At 37.5% G+C, this 22,151-nt stretch carries 2 protein-coding genes; both read left to right on the top strand.

Going from position 1 to position 22,151, the window contains the following annotated elements:
- The first annotated feature begins 311 nt into the window (after window positions 1-311).
- Complete coding sequence (locus tag FAF07_RS17225) at window positions 312-13,532, top strand: T9SS type B sorting domain-containing protein (RefSeq protein WP_185956472.1); 13,221 nt, start codon at window positions 312-314, stop codon at window positions 13,530-13,532.
- A gap of 398 nt (window positions 13,533-13,930) precedes the next feature.
- On the top strand, window positions 13,931-22,147 hold the full coding sequence (locus tag FAF07_RS17220; RefSeq protein WP_142786287.1) for a T9SS type B sorting domain-containing protein: 8,217 nt from the start codon (window positions 13,931-13,933) through the stop codon (window positions 22,145-22,147).
- Window positions 22,148-22,151: the final 4 nt, after the last annotated feature.

Genomic DNA, 22,151 nt, shown 5'->3' with positions numbered 1-22,151 from the left:
AAAAAAAGAATGAAATATAAAGAAAAATTATTATTGTTGTTATAAAAAAATTATGATTTTTATATCTTTTAAAAAAATTAAATATTAAATTTTGTAAGAAGTAATATACTTACGAGTATTTTATAATGTAATTAATTTTAGAGTATTATTTCTTTTGAACCCCAAGCAATAAAGAAATACTAAACACAATCAGCATGAAAAAACCTACTTTTTTTGTATTTATACTTTTTCTTTTCAGACGTTTTTTTAAAGTAAATTCAAATTTTTTTTTCTTTCAAAAAAAAGGCACAATTCTTTTTACAATTTTTTTAATGATTATTGTTAGTAATAATGTATTTGCACAACTAGCAGTGCCATTTTCTTCAAGGCTGCCAAATGGTAGTATTAAAGTAAAAGGAGATATTGTTTTAATTGGGAATAGTATTATTACTGGAGAAGGATTATCACTTCCATTTAATGGTAATGGGAATAATAACTCATATACAGGTGAGTATATAAATGTTGCGAGTGGGGGAGATCCATCCATTTTTAGTTCAAGTACTGCAGATTTAGAAATAAATAATTCATGTAAAAATATTATATATGCCGGTTTATATTGGGCATCTGTTTATCCTCTAGAGGTTGCCAACAATAGTAGTCAACAGTTTCAAGGGACACCAAGAATCGAAGATTGGAATCAAATAAAGTTTAAATTACCAACAGGGACATTTATAGACTTGGTCGCAGATGGCAATGCAGACCCAACTGGAGAGGAAGATGATATCATTTTTGATGGCTATGATCCTGTAAATATTAATAATTCTTTTAAAGATTCACCAATAATATGTTATAAAAACGTAACAAATTTATTACAAGGATTAACTGAAGCAGATGGGACCTATACCGTTGCCAATTTGAGAGCTACTCGAGGTAGACGAAGAGGTGGTTGTGCTGCTGGTTGGACACTTGTGGTTATATATGAAAGCCCTTTACTTCCAAGTAAGTTTATTTCACTTTTTGATGGTTATGCGGGAGTTCAAGGAAGCACAGCGCTGGATATCCCAGTTTCAGGATTTCAAACCTTACCAGCACCATTACCAGTAAACGCTAAAATTGGTGTAGCAGCATTAGAAGGTGATTTAGGTATAAGTGGTGATTCATTTAGATTTAGAGCAAGTACATCTGGCTCTTATACGCGTATCAGTGATGCCTTAAATTCAACCAACAATTTTTTTAACTCTAAAATAACAAATAATGGTGCCTATATGAATAATAGGAATCCAAACAGTACCAATGTTCTTGGTTATGATATTGCCAATGTTATTATACCAAATCCAGATAATTCGGTTTTACCTAATGATGCCACAGCAGGTGATTTAAGATTAACAACAAGTGGTGATGGTTATGGAGCTTTCGTGACCTCTTTTGCGGTAGATATTATTGAACCCAATATCGTTTTAACAAAAATTGTACAAGATGAAATGGGAATGGATATAGGGGGAGAGGTCGTAGATTTAGGTGATCAATTAAACTATGTTATTGGTTTTCAAAATATAGGAAATGATGATGCTACAGATTTTACAATTAGAGATATTCTTCCTACTAACATTAACTTCAACTATCCATCAGATATAGATCCTCTACCAGCGGGTGTTACCATAGAAAGTTACGACGACGCTACCAGAGAAATAATATTTAGAGTTGATGACTCACTGGTAGAAGAGTTTGGACCGGTAACCGAAATTCGCTTTAGCGTTCAAGTTGTTGAGTTTTGTAACCAATTAAATGATGCCTGTTCTGATAGCGTAAGCAATCAAGCTTTTGCCACATACAGAAGTGAATTAAATCCTTCTTTTATTATTTCAGATGATCCGAGTTATGATGCAAATAATGGTTGTTTGTTATCCCCACAGGCCACTAATTTTTTAGCAGATATAGCAAACTGTACTTATTACGAAGAAGTTATTCTTTGTGGTGCAAGCACGACGCTAACGGCTCCTGACGGGTATGACTCCTATGAATGGTCAAGTAGCCCATCAGGAACCCCTATAATAGGTACAACACAAACCATTACAATTACAAGTACAGGAACATATTATGTTCGTAACACAGCGTTAGCACCGTGTCAATCTACAAATCAAGAAGTTGAAGTTATTACATTTGGAGCGGATGTAGAAAACCCTGTAATTCCTTATGCAGATCAACTTGTAACCTGCCCTAATGATGGGAAGCAATTACCAAATATCTTTTTATGTGGAGGAGCTGGTGGAAAATTTATTCAAACTAATCTTACTGATACGACATCGTTGATTTGGGAGAAACTGGATGAGGCTAGTTGTGCTGCTGTTATAGATCAAGATTGTGCTAATGAAGATCCTGATTGTTCTTGGAATCAAGTAGCCACAGGACCAGATTATATGGCAGATACTGCTGGCCAATATCGATTGACCTTAAATTACCCAGGAGGGTGCTTTAACCAATTTTACTTTAATATTTACACGAATTTATTAACTCCTACGGTAACTAAACGGGATATATTTTGTACTACACAAGGTGAAATTGTTGTGGGAGGCGTACCTAGTGGCTATGAGTATAGCATTGATGGAACAAATTACCAAAGTAGCAATACATTTGTTGTAACGGTTCCAGATCTCTATACAGTTTACATTAAACAAGTAGGCGTTTCTCCTAACCCTTGTATTTTTACTGTTCCAGATGTTCAAATAAGAGCACGTGATTTTACGGTTTCAACAATTATTAATCAACCTTTTTGTAATGGCGATCTTGGTAATGTGGTTATTGCAGTTAATGATGTAAGACCACAATATTTCTATTCAATTTCTCAAGGAGGCACACTAGTTAATAGTGTTGGACCCATAGTGGATAGGGATTATACGTTTTCAAATTTAAATCCGGGCACGTATACGATTGATATTTCTACTGAAGATGGTTGTGTATTTACAGACGATGTTCAAATAATTGATCCCCCTTTATTAGAAGCCACTTCAGCATTAACAACCCCATTAACTTGTACAGATGGTGAAATTACTATATACCCCGTTGGTGGAACACCACCATACTTTTATTTTCTTAATGGCAGTACAGACTTTGAAACGATTCCAACAATTGCAGTAACTGCGCCTGGAACTTTTGACGTAAGGGTAGTAGATTCTAACAACTGTTCTGCTCAAACATCTATTACTGTCGATCAAATCCCAGAACCAGATTTTAACGTAAGCAAAATAGATGTTTTATGTTATGGGGATAGTTCTGGAGAAATACAATTTAATGTCACGAATGCCAACGGGTATGCTATTGAATATAGTATTGACAATGGTGTAACTTATGTAGCTAATCCAACATTTTCAAATTTAGTTGCTGGAACATATCAAACTGTTATAAGATATTCATTAAATGGAAATGAATGTTTTAGTACTCCAGAAGCTATTACTATAACTCAACCCGCTGCAGCTGTAACCGCTACAGCCGAAGTTACGGAATTAGCGGGTTGTGGTCCTACGGGAGAAGGTAGGATAAGTATTACTAATCCTCAAGGAGGCGTTACGTCTTATGAATATAGTTTTGATAATCAAACGACTTGGGCAACTACAAATGAAGCTTATTTAGACCCAGGTACATATACTGTATATATTAGGGATGCTAATGGTTGTGTTTTCCCCATGACAGATATCACTATTGAACCAGAGCCAGTAGCACCAACTATAGATATATCAGACCCTGATTTTAATTGTGACGGTACAGCAAACCTTGTAGTAACGGTAACCAATTCTGGAACGAATACATTTACGTATACGTATTTAATTGATGGTTTTGAAAATACAAATACAGCAGATCCAACAACATTTTTAAATGTCACAGCAGGTTCTCATACCATTAGTGTTTCTTATCAATTACAAAGCGGAACTACTTCGTGTATTAAACAAAGTGATTTCCCTATTGTTATTGGTTCAGGAAATGCTTTTACAGCAAGTATTGTAAGTGCTACAGATGTAACATGTGCTGGTGCTAACGATGGAACAATCACTATTTCGGCACAAAATTTTGATTCTGCTAACGGTTTTCAATATGCTTTGGACGGTGTCACTTGGATTACGCAAATGACATCGCCATATACTATTACTGGATTAGCCGATGGTAGCTATAGCGTGCAAATGCGTTATGATAGTGTGGTAACGGGTTGTGATTTTACTTTTAATCAAGATATTGACACACCTATGGCTGTAAGTGTTAATGCTTCAGCAACAGCAATCACCTGTCTAGATGGGTCTACGGTTACTGCAACTGCTACAGGAGGTACAGCTGCATACTCTTATGAATTATTGAATACATCTTTGAATTTGGTGTCAAACTTTCCAAGTAATGGTGTTTTAACTAATGTAGGTGCTGGAGATTATATCATTCGAGTAACAGATGCCAACGGTTGTACTGAAACAACAACATTAAACTTAATAAACCCAACGCCACCAACGGCAACTATTATTAACGCTGACTATTGTTATGATGCTGCCAATGGAGCAAGTCTTGAGGTTTCAGCTTCGGGTGGACAACCACCTTATGAGTATAATATCAATGGAAGTGCTTTTCAAACTGATCCAGTATTTGGTAATCTAGCATCAGGTACTTATACTATAATTGTAAGAGATGCCTACGGTTGTACTCTAACTTTACCAGTTGAAACTATAGCACCACAAGTTTCAGTAAATGTAACGCTCACAAAAGAATTGGATTGTACCAGTTCTCCAAATGCTGTTATAACAGGAACTATTTCAAATGGATATACGCCTTATATGTATGCTGTATCTTTTAATGGAGGTGCTTACACCGATTTAGGGGCTATTGGAACATCGTTTACATATAATGCTACAACAGATGGAACATACCAATTTCAAGTCACTGATGATAATGGTTGTCAGGTAGTATCGAATGTAATTACGGTTAATCCCATATCAAATCCAACAGCAACTACAACAGTTGTAAATCCAAGTTGTAACGGTGATGCTAATGGCTCGGTGCAAATTATACCTGCTGATGGCGTAGGCCCTTATACCTATCGTTTTGATGGCAGTGCATTTACTTCAACGTCATCTTACACAGGTTTAAGTGCAGGCACTTATGCTTATGAAGTAAGAGATACTAAAGATTGTATTTTTACTGGTTCAGTCATCTTAACTGAGCCAACCGTATTGATAGCTTCGGCAAGTGTAACCACTTTTAGTTGTGACGCTGCAAATACAAAGCAATCAGCAGTGGTTACTATAAATTTACCAACAACAGGAACAGCACCTTACCTTTATAGTTTTAACGGTTCTGGATACAGTTCGAATAATGCTTTAACTGTAAATGACAATGGAACAGATCAAATTATAACATATGCTGTTCAAGATGCACAAGGTTGTACTGCAGGAGGCTCTGTTACCATATTACAATTAAACCCTCCAACAGATTTAGATTTTACGTCTACGGAAATAACCTGTACCGCAACCACATCAACGGTAAATCTAACAGCTACAGATGGTGTTGGGCCATTGGAATATGAAACCATTTCACCTTCACCAATAATCGTAGCAAAACAAACATCAAATTCATTTTCAGGATTAACCGAAGGTACTTATGTATTTAGAGTTACTGATGCCAACGGATGCTATTATACAGAATCTTATACCATAGATCCAGTAATCAATATTACGGTTTCAGGATTATTGTTGAGTGATGTGGGTTGTAATGGTGGAGCCGATGGATCTGGGGAATTTACAGTTTCAAATTTTGCGTCAACGTATAGTTACACCATCAATGGGGGGACAGCTACTGTTGGTCAAACAGCTTTAACCATACCTTTAACAGGCTTGTCAGCAGGAGATCAAATCATAGTCGTTACAGATGAAACAACAGGATGTACAGCAACTGAAACTATTACAGTTTCGGAACCAACAAATGCATTAAGTATTACATCGGTTAACGCAAAAAATGTAAACTGTAATGACTTTAATTCACAAATTACGGTAACTGCAACAGGTGGAACAACTAGTTATACCTATGCAGCGGTAGTTTCAACAGCACCAGCTCCAGTAACTTATGCAAGTAGTAATGTCATAAATGTAGATACCAATTCAACAGCAGATTTAGTTTGGGATGTTTATGTACAAGATGCCAATGGTTGTATTGAACAAATAGAAGTAACCATTACACTAGATCCTTTACCAACGGTAACGACACCACCTTTAGCATCCAATCAATGTTCAGTAAATTCAGGGTTTACGTTCACCGCTGCAGGCGCAGATGGTGTTCCCCCGTACGATTATAGTATTAATGGCGGTGCATCGTATCAAGCGAGTTCAACATTTACGGTAAATACACCGGGAACTTATACCGTGACTATTAGAGATGCGAATGGTTGTACCAATATCAGCTCAACTCCAACTGTGGTGTATGCGCCTATTACAACAAGCGCTCTTTTAACTAAAGATATAACATGTTCACCAGTTCCAACGGATGCGAGTATTGATATTACGGTAGCTGGTGGTAATGCACCTTATACTTATGAAGTTAGTACAGATGGGGGTACTACGTATACTAGTATTGCAGGTTCTCCTTATACAACTTTAACGGCAGGTAACTATCAGTTTAGAATAACTGATGCTAATTCTTGTACTCGAGAAACTAATGTGGTGACTGTTAATGCAACAGTATCCGTAACAGTTTCAACTACACCAATAGATCCAACATGTAACGGAAGTACTGACGGTTCTATTCAATTAGCAGCGACAGCAGGAGAGCCACCTTTTACGTATAGTATTGATGGAGGAACTACTTTCGTGTCTTCAAATGTATTTGGAGGTTTAGCGGCTGGGAATTATGATTATGTCGTTAGAGATAATAAAGGTTGTGATGGAACAGGAACACTTACCTTAACCGATCCAGATCCGATTTTAGCTAATATTGATTTAAAACCGATAGAGTGTAATGCTAATACTCCGGGTAGCATTGATGTTAATTTGGTTTCTGGAGGGATAGCGCCATTTGAGTATACATTGTTTGATAATGCATATACTGTATTATCGACTTATACAGAAACTAATGCATCTCCTAGTCCAGTTTATACTTTTAGTGGTTTAAATTTTGGAGATTATTACATTACTATTGTAGATGCTAACGGATGTGAATTTAATAGTGGAAAGCTAAGAATTGAAACACCGCCATTCTTACAATTAACAGGATTTGTTGATAGTAGCAATTGTGCAACGGGTGTAGATTATACGGTGAATACATCTGGAGGCATTGGACCTTTTAGATATTCAATTTTTGGTCAACCAGCCACAGAAACGGCACCTATAGCAAGTGCTTCGTATACTTTTACAGGGCTATCACATGGTATAACTTACTTTTTACAAGTCAAGGATGTTAATGATTGTATTTCAATTTTAGAAGCGACTATGCCACCGCCGCCTTCTAACATTGTAATAACAAATACCATAACTACAGATGTAAATTGTAACGGTGATACTAATGGTACTATTAATTTTACTGTTGAAGATTATGATCCAACAGTTACGGATATTGATTATCAAATATTAAATGCCTTAACTTTAGTTCCAGTTAATGCCATTCAAACATTATCAGGACCAGCAGGAGGACCAGTAAATGGAAGTGTTACTAACTTGGCAGCTGGTAATTACGTATTACAAGTTACAGAGGCATCAGGAACACTTTGCTCTAATGCGTTTACTTTTGATATAACTCAACCATCCCAGGCAATTACATCTGCTGTAACTAATAATGTAAATGCTAATTGTAATTCAGGGGCGTTAGTGACGTTAACAACTAGTGGAGGTACGGGGCCTTATCAATATGCTGCAGGTGCTCTAGGATTTACGCCTGTTTCAGGAGACTTTGGAACAAGTAATGTGTTGAACTTGGATCCTTCAATTAGGACTAATTGGGATATTGTGGTTATAGATGCAAATGATTGTCCTGTAACAGTTAATGAAACGATTGCTTCTGACCCAAACCCAACCATTAATCCAGTTCCGCAAGAATGTTTTGATGGTACACCTTTCAATATAACTTTAGTAGAAGCAACTGGTACTGCAATTACACCATTAACCTATAGTATAGGTGGCGCATATCAGTCTAGTGATACATTTACAATAGGTTCAGCGAGTACTTATAATTTAACTATAAGAGATGGTAATGGCTGTATTGCAACAACAACATATGTAGTAGAAACTTCATTGTTGTTAGATGCTAATATGACCCAAGATTTAACTTGTGCTGCAGATGCCAGTATTATTTTAACACCAAGTGGGGGAACAGGAACATACTCAACTTATGAAGTTAACATTAATAGTGGAGGATATGCGGTAATTCCAGGTTCACCATATACAACTACTACAGATGGAACATATCAATTTAGAGTTACGGATTCACAAGGCTGTCAAGCAGAATCAGCTGAAATAATAGTAACGCCAAGAACAACACCAACACTTACTGAAGTACATACCGATGTAACATGTAATGGTGGGGCAGATGGTAGTATTGTAGTTACTGCAACTTCTGGAATAGCACCATATCAATATAGTAATGACAACGGAACAAGCTTCCAATCGTCTAATGTGTTTAGCGGTTTGGCACAAGGAACTTATGATATTGTTGTAAGAGATAGTAAGAGCTGTGTATCATTAACAGTTCCAGTGACCATAGATGAGCCAACTTTAGTTGGAGGTTCAGGAGCATTAAATCAAGGACTTGCATGTGGAGCAGGTAATGCCACACAACCAGCAGAAGTTGAAATTTTCGGAAGTGGCGGAACAGCACCATATACTTATAGTTTTGATGGTGGTGTAAATTATACCTCAACAAATACATATTCTACTTATGTTTCAGGAACGGTGTCTGCTTATGTAAAAGATGCTAATGGATGTATTATAGTAACACCAATAGATGTTGTTGTACCAGCATTAGATATTCCAACAGATTTAGATTTTATGGCTACAGCAGTAACTTGTACTGATTTAGATAGTGATGTTACATTAACAACCACAAATGGTGTTGGACCATTAAGTTATGCTATAATAGCACCAGCTAGTGCCACTGGAAACACTTCTGGAGATACAACTGGGGATTATACAGGTTTAGTACCAGATACCTATACCTTTACGGTTACCGATGCTAATGGATGTAATTATACAGAATCCTATACAGTAGCTCCAGTTACAAATATCACAGTATCAGGATTATTGGTTAGCAATGTAAGCTGTAATGGTGGTTCGGACGGAGCAGTGGATTTTACAGTTGGAAACTATTCTTCAACTTATAGTTATACTATTAACGGTACACTAACTGGTACAGGAGAAACTTCTTCAATAATCCAATTAACAGGATTATCGATAGGGGATCAAATTATCGTGGTAACTGATGAGGTTACTAACTGTACCGCTACCTTTACCGTAAACGTAAGTGAACCTATCGCTCTATCTTTAGCAGAGACAATCAACATAAATGCGCATTGTAATTTTGGAGCACAAGTTACTGTAGAAGCTAATGGAGGTACACCAAATTACTTATATGCTTTTGTTGAAAACGGAAATGTTCCTAACACATCAGACTATACATCAAGTGCAAGTGCTGTTTTAGATCCAGCGGTAAATGTAAACTGGGATGTTTGGGTAATAGATAGTAATGATTGTACAGACCAAATTGATGTTGTTATAGATACTGATCCATTACCAACAGTAACAGTTCCAGCATTGACTTCAAACCAATGTAACTTAGTTGGCGACCCTTATACATTTACTGTTATAGGTACGACAGGAGTAGCACCTTTTACATATTCTATAGGAAATGGATTCCAATCAAGTACCGCATTTACGGTATCTACTCCAGGAGATTATTTTGTTACCGTTAGAGATGCAAATGGTTGTGAAGCCATTAGTGCAACTTCGGTAACGGTTTATCCAGCTTTAGATGCATCACCAGCAGTAACGATGTTACCGAGCTGTTCAGATAATGATGGTATGATTACAATGACTGGGTCAGGAGGTTCCGGAAATTATACTTACACCATCAGTCCAACTGCGGGATCAATTTCTGGAAATGTAATTTCGGGCTTGCCAGCAGGCATATATACGGTGACTATTACAGATGCTACAACAACTTGTACACGAAATATAAGCGTAACTGTAGATGCTCCAACGCCTGTGACATTTACAACCACACCAACGGTTGTAAGCTGTAACGGCGGAAACGACGGTATAATAACCGTGAACCTACCAACAAGTAATGATAATCCTATTTATACATATAGTTTGGATGGCGGTGCCACAACCCAAACCTCAAACGTATTTTTTGGTTTAATTCAAGGAACTTATAATATTACGGTGACTTCTGGAAGAAATTGTACATTAACACAATCTGAAACCGTTGGCGAACCAAATGCTATTATAGTACCTACGCCAACAGTTTTGGAATACGCTTGTACGGTAGGTACCAATACAACAAATTTTGCTACGATTACCGTAAGTGGCGTAACAGAAGGCTCAGGAACGTATACTATTTATGAATTCATTAAAGGAGGAACTATTCTTCAATCTAACGCTAATAATGTTTATACCGAAGCAGATTTATCTGGTGGCACATACACCATCAACGTTTATGATGATAACGGTTGTTTAGGCACAACAACGGCAACTATTCAACCTTATATAGAATTGGATACTTTGGATATAACCATCGATAATACAATAACGTGTACTAACGATGAGGATATCACAATTTCAGTAACTAGTACAGGTGGCACACCAGTAAATTTAGAGTACACCGTTGAAGATGTTGATGGTGCCCTAATAGGTGCAAATTATAGTCAAACCAATGCAACAGGAATTTTTACAAGCTTACCAATAGGTAATTATGCCATTACGGTTATTAACTTGGATACAAGCTGTAGTATACAAACGGTGCATTATGTTAACGAACCAAATACTTTTGATTTCACGATAGACAATGTGGTTGATGTGACTTGTTTTAGTGATTCTGATGGTCGTGTTGATATCACTCTAATTGATAGAGTGCCTATACCAACCGATGAGTCTGGTGCTTTTGACTACACTATTGTTGACGGACTAGGAAATCCAGTAATCTCAGGAACAGTTCCAAATGCAGGGCCAACATCAATTTCTGGTTTGGTATCAGGAACTTATACCTTGACGGCAAGTTTAGCCAACACCCCATTTTGTACAATTAGCAAAAACTTTACCATTACTGCACCTGCAGCAGCTTTATCAATTACCGAAACACATACTGAGATTACCTGTATAAGTGGTAATAATGATGGTTCAATCTCTGCTAGTGCAACTGGTGGATGGCCAGGCGCTTATGAATATCAATTAGAATTAACAGGAGGAACAGTTGTTTCATCTTATAGTACAGTATTCGATTTTACAGATTTAACAGCAGGTGATTATACAGTAAACGTTAGAGACAGTCAAGGTTGTATTGCATCAACAAATGTAGTATTGGTCATTCCAACCCCAATTGATGCCCAAGTAACTGCAACGCCTGCATTGGTATCATGTTTTGGGGATACAAACGTTAGTATAACCGTAAGCAATGTAACGGGTGGACAAGGATCCAACTATACGTATAGACTTAATATGGTGTCTCCAACACTTACATCATCTGGTCCTCAAACATCAAATATGTTTAATGGATTAGGAGCAGGCACTTATAATGTTACTGTAAGAGACGGGTATAATTGTGAATTCATTACTGCTGATGTCGTCATTGCAGAACCAAGCCTTATTCAAGCTAGATTAGTAAAAGCAACATCACAGACGTGTTTAACAAATGCAACACTAACGTTAAGCGCAACTGGAGGTACAGGGCCTTATGAGTATAGCGAGACTATGGATTTTTCAACAGTTATAGGGCCGTTTACTTCAGATGTAACATTCCCTGTAACACCAGAAACCTATCAGTATTATGTAAGGGACGCTAATGGGTGTTCATCTGGTATATCAAACGAAATAACTATAGATCCATTGCCAGCATTAACTGTAAATTTAGATCTTACTAATGCAACTATTAATTGTACTGGTGATATTACGGGTGTGATTGTGGCAGAGGCTCAAGGTGGTTTGGGCAATTATATTTATATATTGCAAGATGGATCTGGAACAGATATTACACCAGCTCCAACGCAAGATACCCCAGGCGTATTTACAGAACTTCCAGCAGGTACTTACCAAGTTAGGGTGACCAGTGGTGTAGATTGTGAAGCGGTGTCTACCCAAGTTGAAATTACAGAGCCAGCATTCGCATTACAAGTAACGTATTCCGTTACAGATGTAACTTGTAGTGGCGGGAATGATGGTATTATGGAAATTATAGCTACTGGAGGAACAGGTATTATTAAATATGCGATTTCACCCCAATTGAACCAGTTTTTTGATTCTCCTATTTTCGAAGATTTAGTTGCTGGAACTTACCAAGCTATCGCACAGGATGAATTGGGATGTTTTGTCCTTATTGATTTTAACATCGACGAGCCAGATCCGGTAATATTGAGCATTGTACCCAACTCCATAATTCCAGAGGCTTGTGAGGGCGATTTAGATGGTGAATTTAGCGTTGCTATTTCTGGAGGCAGTATGCCTTACAGTGTAAGTCTAGATGATATTAATGGCAATTACACTACCGGAGCCTTAACACAAACACAGTTCGACTTTACTGGATTGGCTGGCGGAGACCATGTTGTTTACGTACGCGATAATTTAGGGTGTGAATTTGAATGGAACATTACATTCCCAGAGTCTGTGCGCATCGAAGCAGAACTTGATATTGCGTATTGTACGGATAATACAGATGCTACAAGTAATATGGTAACCGTAACGGTAGATGATACCTTTGTTGACCTTACCGATTTGGATTATGCTTTAAATGGCGGTGCTTTTCAGCTTGATAATACATTTATTGACATAGCACCTGGCAACCATTATATAACAGTTAGGCACACTAACACTTGTGAGGTAATCATCGATTTTGAAATTGAACAGTTTGATCCCTTACAACTTGCAATCGCCGATGGTAATTTAAATGAAATTGTAGCCACAGCTACTGGTGGCTCTGGGGTTTATGAATATGAGGTACAATACGAATTTGATTCCAGTAGCGAACCTTATGGAAATACAAATACGTTCATTATTTATAAATCAGGTAATTATACGGTAACAGTGACCGATAGTAATGGTTGTACCGCTGTTGCTACTGGATTCTTTGAATATATTGATGTGTGTATTTCAAATTATTTCGTACCGCAGAATGGAGGATGGGGACCAGGATGTACTAGTCAATATAGAAATTTAACGGTTGATATTTTTGATAGGTATGGTAGGAATATTGAAAGGTTGCATGTAGATGATAAATGGTATGGGAATTATAATGGGAAAAAGCTTCCATCAGGAGACTATTGGTACTTATTGAAATTAAATGACCCGAAAGACGATAGGGAGTTTATGGGACACTTTACGCTCTACAGATAATATATTCACAGCTATCTACGATTTCTTTTTTCTCAAATCTTCTTGTACCATTGACTACAAAGCTTTAAAAGAATCTCTACCTTAAAATTGACTTGTTAAGGAGCGACTATATAGAAATATTTCAATTGGCCATATCTCTTATATGAAATGGTGTTTAAAATACTACGAATTTACCGATTAAATGCAGTTGAAAGCAGTATTATATCGATAAAGTGCTTAAATTATTATAACTTTTTTCATCGTTACAAAAAAAAACACGATATTTATCTCGTTTAAAGGCATTAAAAAAGGACAAAATGGATTATAAGAAGTAATGTACTTACAAAATTTTAATCTATTTAATAAGCAGGATTATTTCTTTTGCCCCCACCAAAAAAGAAATATTAAATATAGCAACCATGAAAAAACCTACTTTTTGCAAAAATTTATTAGTTGTTTTCCTTTTCCTTATGGGTGTGCAATTAGTTGCACAAAACTACACACCGTTCACACCACGATTCAATCAAGATCTAAAGGGTGATATCGTATTGATCGGAAATAATATTTTAGGTCCGGACAACAATGCATTCAATGATAATTCTGTCTATAATCATAATGTTGATATGCGGTATATTGACATTGATTCAGATCCTTTAACATTCAGTTCATCAAGTGCAGATTTAGGTATTGCAAATCCAAATTGTTATAGTATTATTCATGCAGGTCTATATTGGGGAGCAGTGACTAATGGCACTGAACCTATAAATCAAGTAAAATTTAAAGGCCCTACAGGTGCCTATAATGATATCGTTGGTACCATCATTTATGATGCCAATGGGACATCAGTAGACGGGGGCAATAGTTTTTCATACGCCTGCTATGCAGATGTAACGGCTATAGTGACGGGGTTAACCACAGATTTAGGAACGTATACCGTAGCAAATGTGTCCAGTGCGGAAGGGGAAACAGAAACATTTACACCTAGAAATGGTACAGGATATTCAGCGGGTTGGTCATTATTTGTTGTTTACGAGGATCCAACCATGCCTGGTAAGTCCATTACCAGTTTTGATGGCTTTAGTGCTATTAGTGTAGCAGGAGGAAACCCTTCTCTAGACATTCCTGTTTCTGGATTTAGAACTATTCCTGCACCGGCGCCAGTAAGAGCTAATTTTGCATTTGCTACTTTAGAAGGCGATAGCCCTATTGTAGGAGATCAATTATTACTTAATGGTGTTAATTTATCTACGGCTGATCGCCCTGTAGATAACTTTTTTAATAGTTCGGTAACCCAACTAAGCGCATTGCCTGTAAATAACAGAAACCCTAACAGTACAAACACTTTGGGTTTTGATACGGGGGTTATGGTCGTTCCAAATCCATCTAATGCGGTGATTGCTAATAATGCTACAGATGCGGTGGTAAGACTCGAGACTAGTGGCGATACCTATTTCAATTATTTTTTCGCTTTAGCTGTAGATATTATTGAACCCAATATTGTACTTACAAAAATAGTTGAAGATGCTTCAGGAAACGATATTGGTGGACAGTTAGTAAATTTAGGTGATGAATTAAATTATGTCATTGGCTTTCAGAACACAGGAAATGATGATGCCACAAATTTGATAATTAGGGATATTCTTCCAACAAACATTGATTTTAACTATCCGGCAGATATGGAATTGTTACCTCCCGGGGTAACAGTTCAAAGTTATGATACATCCACTAGGGAACTTGTTTTTAGTGTGGATAATTCTGTTGTTGAAGAAAATGATCCCGTACAGGAAATTCGTTTTAAAGTAACCGTTGTTGCCACTTGTAGTTTGTTAAGTGATGCGTGTTCTAATATTATAAGTAATCAGGCATTTTCAACTTATAATGGGACGCTTAATCCAACATTTACCATTTCAGACGATCCTAGTTTTAGTACAAATACCGGATGTTTGTTATCACCAGCTGCAACCAATTTTTTGGCTGATATTAATTGTACGTTTAATGAAAATGTGGTGCTTTGTGGTGCCAGTACGGTCTTAACAGCGGCTAATGGCTACGATTCCTATGCTTGGTCTACAAGCCCATCAGGAACACCCGTAATTGGTACAAGCCAATCTTTAACGGTTACCACTACAGGAACTTACTATGTATTTAACACGGCCATTGCGCCTTGTCAATCAATCGATCAGGAATTTGAAGTGATCACTTTTGGTTCTAATGTCACAAACCCAGTCATTCCTTTTGCAGATGAGGTAGTAACCTGTCCTAATGATGGGAAATCATTGCCAAATATTTTTTTATGTGGTGCTAATGATTCAAGATCTATTGAAACAAATATCACAGACACGTCTTCTATGATTTGGGAAAGATTGGATGAAACCAGTTGTGCTGCCGTAGTTGACCAAGACTGTGCCAATGAAGATGTCGCATGTACATGGAATCAAGTTGAAACAGGTCCTAACTTTTTAGCAGACACAGCAGGTCAATACAGATTGACCTTAAACTATGATGGTGGTTGTTTTAACCGATTTTATTTCAATGTGTATACCAATTTATTGATTCCTACAGTGACCTCAAGGGATATCATTTGTACAACACCAGGTGAGATAGTAGTTGGTGGTGTACCTAGTGGTTATGAGTATAGTATTGATGGGGCTAATTATCAATCTAGCAATATATTTTCTATAAATGCTCCAAACGTTTATTCGGTGTATGTGAGACAAATTGGCGTGGATCCAAACCCTTGTATCTTTTCTGTACCAGACGTCCAAATAAGACAACGTGATTTTACAGTCTCCACCGTGATAACTCAACCTTATTGTAATGGAGAACAGGGTAGTGTTATTTTAGCTGCTAACGACGTTCGCCCACAATATTTTTATTCAATTTATCAAGGTGCTACATTAATAAATAGCGTAGGATCCATAATGGAGAGTGACTATACTTTCGCGAATTTAAACCCAGGAATCTATACGGTAAATATATCTACTGAAGATGGTTGTGCCTATACCGGAGATATTGAAATTATCAATCCACCGATATTAACCGCAACTTCAGCACTTACAAAACCATTAACGTGTACCGATGGAGAGATTACAGTCTATCCCGTGGGCGGAACATCACCGTATTTTTATTTCGTTAACAGTACCACAGATTTTCAGGATTCACCAATAATCAATGTATCAACTCCTGGTATGTATAATATCACGGTAGTGGATTCAAATAACTGTACCGCAGAAACATCTATTACAGTGGATGCAACGTTGCCACCAGATTTCAATGTTTCTAAAACCGATATTTTATGTTCGGATGCTGGCGATAATGGAACAATAAATATAAACGTCTCCAATGCAAACGGAAACAGCTTAGAATACAGTATTGATAATGGTGTCACCTTTTATAATTCCCCAATGTTCACAGGGCTTTCTACTGGAGATTACGATGTGGTGGTTCAATATAGCATAGGAACGGACATATGTTCAACAACACCTCAAACAGTAAGTATTACAGCTGTTGATGCGGTGAATGGCACCGTGACTCTAACAGCGCCTTATACCTGTACTTCTAACGGAACGATTACCGTTTCAGGGGTTACAGGCGGAACAGGACTGTATACCTATAGTATTGACGGTATCACCTTTCAATCCGGATTAACATTTACAGGATTAACAGGTGGCACTTACACCATAACTATTAGAGATACTAACGCTTGTACTTTCGTTGCAGCACCAATTACTATAGATTCATTAGATCCGCCAACGGATTTAACGTTTAGTAATACACCAGTAAGTTGTCCTTCTAATACTTCGGATGTTACTTTAACCGTCACAGGAGGAACTGTTCCATTAGAATACCAGATTATAGCTCCAGCTGCATCAGCAACAGGCTATCAATCATCAAATGTATTTAATGGTTTAGAGCCAGACACCTATACGTTTCAGGTACGAGACGCCAACGATTGTGTTTATAGTGAATCTTATACCATTGCACCATTGCCACCAATAACGTTAAGCACGGTTTTAACTAAAGATTTAGATTGTACAGCATCACCAGATGCTTCAATTTCAGGAACAATTTCTGGAGGTGTTTCACCATATGTTTACGCCGTTTCCTTTAATGGCGGTGCTTATGCTTCATTAGGAGCAACAGGTACACCTTTCAATTATGCAACTGCTGCAAATGGTACGTATCAATTTCAAGTAACGGATGCTAATGGCTGTACTGCCGAATCTTCCGTACAAACCATTAATGCCATTTCGTTACCAGACATCATTTCGGTAGTTCAAACACAACCAATTTTATGTAATGGTGATTCCAATGCTGCTATTCAGATAAACATTAATAATGCAGTGGGGACCCCGCCTTTTACTATTAATGTGAATAACGATACTACTGGAACTGATTTCGGTACACAAACAAGTGGGCTACCAGCTGGGGATTATACAATTACTTTAACTGATTCTAAAGCTTGTACAGATACGGAAACCATAACTATATCAGAACCTAACCCAATAATTTTTGATTTAACTAAAGTAGATATTACCTGTAATGACCCTGGAGGATCAAGCTTAGGGTCTATTACTGTTGAAAACGTTTCAGGAGGAACGCAACCATTTACCTATTACATTACAAATAATTTTGGTGATGTTATTCTAGGAAGTCCTTATACGGCAGCCTCAAATGAAGATCATACATTCAACATAATTAATTTTGGGACCTACACTATAAATGTAATTGATGCTAATGGCTGTAGTTTGTCTCAGCAAATAGTTATCGCGTCACCACCATCAGATTTATTAATCGATGTTACAACCGTAGTGCCAGATTGTGCTTCTGGTGGTACAGCTGTGGTACAGGCAATTTCAGCTTTGGGAAGTGGGAATTACGAATTTGCTATTTTAGAATTCAATACAATACCTTATGCTCCAGCAACATCGTATTTTCCTTCAGATGTTGGTTTTCCAGATAGAAAAACATTTGATAACTTAACACCAGGAGTTGTTTATACTTTTGTCGTTTACGATACAGCTACAGGTTGCTATTTTGTAAAATCTGCAGATTCGGCTATAGACCCAGCTTCAACGCTAACATCATCAGTTGTTCCAAATAATGTCGTGTGTCAAGGAGAAAACAACGGCAGTGTCACCTTTACTATTGATAATTTTGATAGCACAACAACTTCTGTCGATTATGCTATTTATACAGCTTTTACAAATGTATTAATCGACGGGCCAACCAATTTACCTGTTACTTTTGGAGTGCCGGAAACGGTGACTACACCAGCGCCAGGAAACTTGTCTGTGGGACAATATTATATTGTTTTTACTGAAAACGGAACAGGTGCGTTTAACGGATGTCTATCAGCATCTACCATTTTTGAAATCAATGAATCTGCTATTGATTTAGATATTACTGCTACTATCGACAATAATGCCAATTGTAATCCAAACTCTGGACTAATTAGTGCTATAGCTACAAATGGTACAGCACCATATTTATATCAAATTACAATATCAGCAATTCCACCATTGGCAACAGATCCTTTATGGGCGTCTGCGAGTACGTTTAATGTGGATGCTAACAGCTATTTTGTACATGTTGTAGATGCAAATGGTTGTATAAAATCGACACTGGTCTTAGATTTACCTACAGATCCAGAACCAGTAATTACTGCAACAGTTAACAACCGATGTACAGTTACTGAAGGTAATTTTGAAATCGATGTTACACTAGCAACTGGAGGCGTTGCTCCATATAGCTATAGTGTTGATGGTGGCGCTTTTCAAACTCGAACGGCACCGTTTACCATATCAAACTTGGCTTCTGGCACACATACCATTGAGATACAAGATATAAATGGTTGTGGTAATTTAGAATCAGTCGATATTGAAGCACCTTTATTTATAGAGCCTACCGTAACAGCCTTAGCAACATGTAATGATAACGATGGGGAAATTACAATAATCGGATCTGGAGGAACAGGAACTTATGATTATATCATAAGTCCGAATCCAGCTAGTATTAATTTAAGTGGAAACATCTATACAGGTGTACCATCTGGAACATACACCGTAACCTTAACAGATGCAACGACCTTGTGTTCAGAAAATGTGACCATAGTCATGCCATCTGAACAGCTTCCGACTATTACCACGCTACCAACAGCAGTCACCTGTTTTGGAGATAACAGTGGTGCTTTTGATTTAACCATTAGCGGTTATACAGGAGCTTATACATATGAAGTGTTTAATAGTTTGGGGGTCTCTGTAACAGGAATTGTTTCTGCGAATACATCAACAAACCCACAGCCCATTTCTGGATTGTTAGCTGGAAGTTACACCGTGGATATTACAGAAACTGCTAGTCCGTTTTGTGGCGCGACTTCCACAGTTATAATTAATTCACCAATCGAAGCATTAACATTGAATGCTACTGAAACGTCAAACGTAACTTGCGATGATGATAAAGGCACTATTACTGCTATAGCCAATGGTGGTTGGGGAACTTATGAATATGAATTGACAGGAACGGCAACCATAGTTTACTCCACAAACGGAACGTTTACAAACTTAAGTGCAGGAAACTATACGGTTAATGTTAGGGATGCTGGAGGATGTATTGCTTCAGAAAATGTCGTATTGGATATTCCAAACCCAATTGACGGCACAATAACCGCAAGTACTTCGTTACTAGCTTGTTTTGGAGATACTGATGCGAGCATAACCGTGAGTGCAACTGGTGGACAGGGAAGTAATTACTCGTATACCCTAAATATGATGTCGCCTACCACAAGTTCATCTGGTCCACAATCGGATCCTGTGTTTAGTGGATTAGGAGCAGGCACGTATCAAGTGGTTGTCACAGACGGATACAATTGTTCGTTTACTTCGGCAGATATCATTATTGATGCGCCAACTCAAGTAGAGGCCACTTTGGTTAAGGAAACATCGCAAACTTGTTTTACAAGCACAACATTAACATTAAGTGCCCTAGGCGGAAACGCACCTTATGAATACAGTAATACTAGTAATTTTACAACGGTTTTAGGGCCGTTTGCATCATCAGTCACATTTTCTGTCGCACCCGGAACTTACATGTATTATGTACGTGATTCCAATGGTTGTTTAAATTCTATTTCTAATGAAATTACCATAGATCCTTTACCAACATTGGTGGTTGATTTAGATGCGACCAATGCGACCATTAATTGTGCCGGAGATAATACAGGTGTTATTGTAGCGACTGCCCAAGGTGGCTTAGGTAATTATATATATACCTTACAAGATGCTTCAGGAAATGCTATCGCACCGGCACCTATTCAAAACACTCCAGGGGTATTTACAGATTTACCTGTTGGTACCTACCAAATTAGAGTTGATAGTGGGGATTGTTTAACAACCTCTGCACAAATTCCAATTACAGAACCTGATTTACCATTGGTGGCAAATTTCACAGTGAATGATGTGACTTGTAATGGAGGTGATGACGGGATGATGGAAATCATGGCATCTGGAGGTTCTGGTATTATTAAGTATGCTATTTCACCACAATTAAATCAGTTTTTCGAATCTCCTATTTTTGAAGACTTAATGCCAGGAGACTATCAAGCCATTGCACAAGATGAGTTGGGTTGTTTCGTTCTTTTCGATTTTACCATTGATCAACCAACACCGGTTATTTTAACGATTGTCCCTAACTCTATATTAGCTGAGGTTTGTGAAGGCGATTTAGATGGTGAATTCAGTATCGATATTTCTGGCGGAAACTTGCCTTATAGCGTGAGTTTAGATGACATTAATGGTACTTATACTATTGGAACTTCAACACAGACACAATTTGATTTCACCAATTTGGGAGGAGATGACCATGTGGTCTATGTACGTGATAATTTAGGTTGTGAATCTGAGTGGAACATTACATTTCCAAAATCGGTTAGTATTGATCCCATTGCAGTTGTGGAATATGGGTGTACAGATAATGTATCCACTAATTCGGTAACTGTAACCGTAGACGATAGTATTACCAATCCTGCCGACTTAGATTATTCACTTGATGGTGGCCCATATCAAACAAGTAACGTGTTTATAAATGTTCTGCCAGGATTAAACCATTTTATAGATGTAAGACATACCAATGGTTGTATTCAAAGAACCGAAATGTTCGATATTGAATCTTATGATCCTTTACAACTTGTATTGGAAGATGGTGAATTAAATGAAATTGTAGCTATTGCTACCGGCGGATCAGGAGATTATGAATTTACGCTTAACGGAGAGTCTTACGGCAGTACCAATACATTTCTAATTTACGAATCTGGTGATTATACCGTCGTAGTGACCGACAGTAATGGGTGTATGGCAACAGCCACAAAGTATTATGAGTATATAGATGTGTGTATTCCAAATTATTTTGTGCCGCAAAATGGAGGGTGGGAACCAGGCTGTACCGGTCAATATCGCAACCTAACGGTTGATATTTTTGATAGGTATGGCAGAAAAATTGCTACCTTAAATGTGGGTGAAAAATGGGATGGAACCTATAATGGAAAAGAGTTGCCTACTGGTGATTACTGGTACGTCGTGCAACTGAATGATGCAAAAGATAATCGAGAATTTGTTGGGCACTTTACGCTTTACAGATAACAGA

This window comes from Changchengzhania lutea, from assembly GCF_006974145.1.
Classification (GTDB): Bacteria; Bacteroidota; Bacteroidia; order Flavobacteriales; family Flavobacteriaceae; genus Changchengzhania; species Changchengzhania lutea.
Note: the sequence above shows the minus strand (reverse complement) of the source record. Positions and strands in the feature narration are given on the sequence as shown.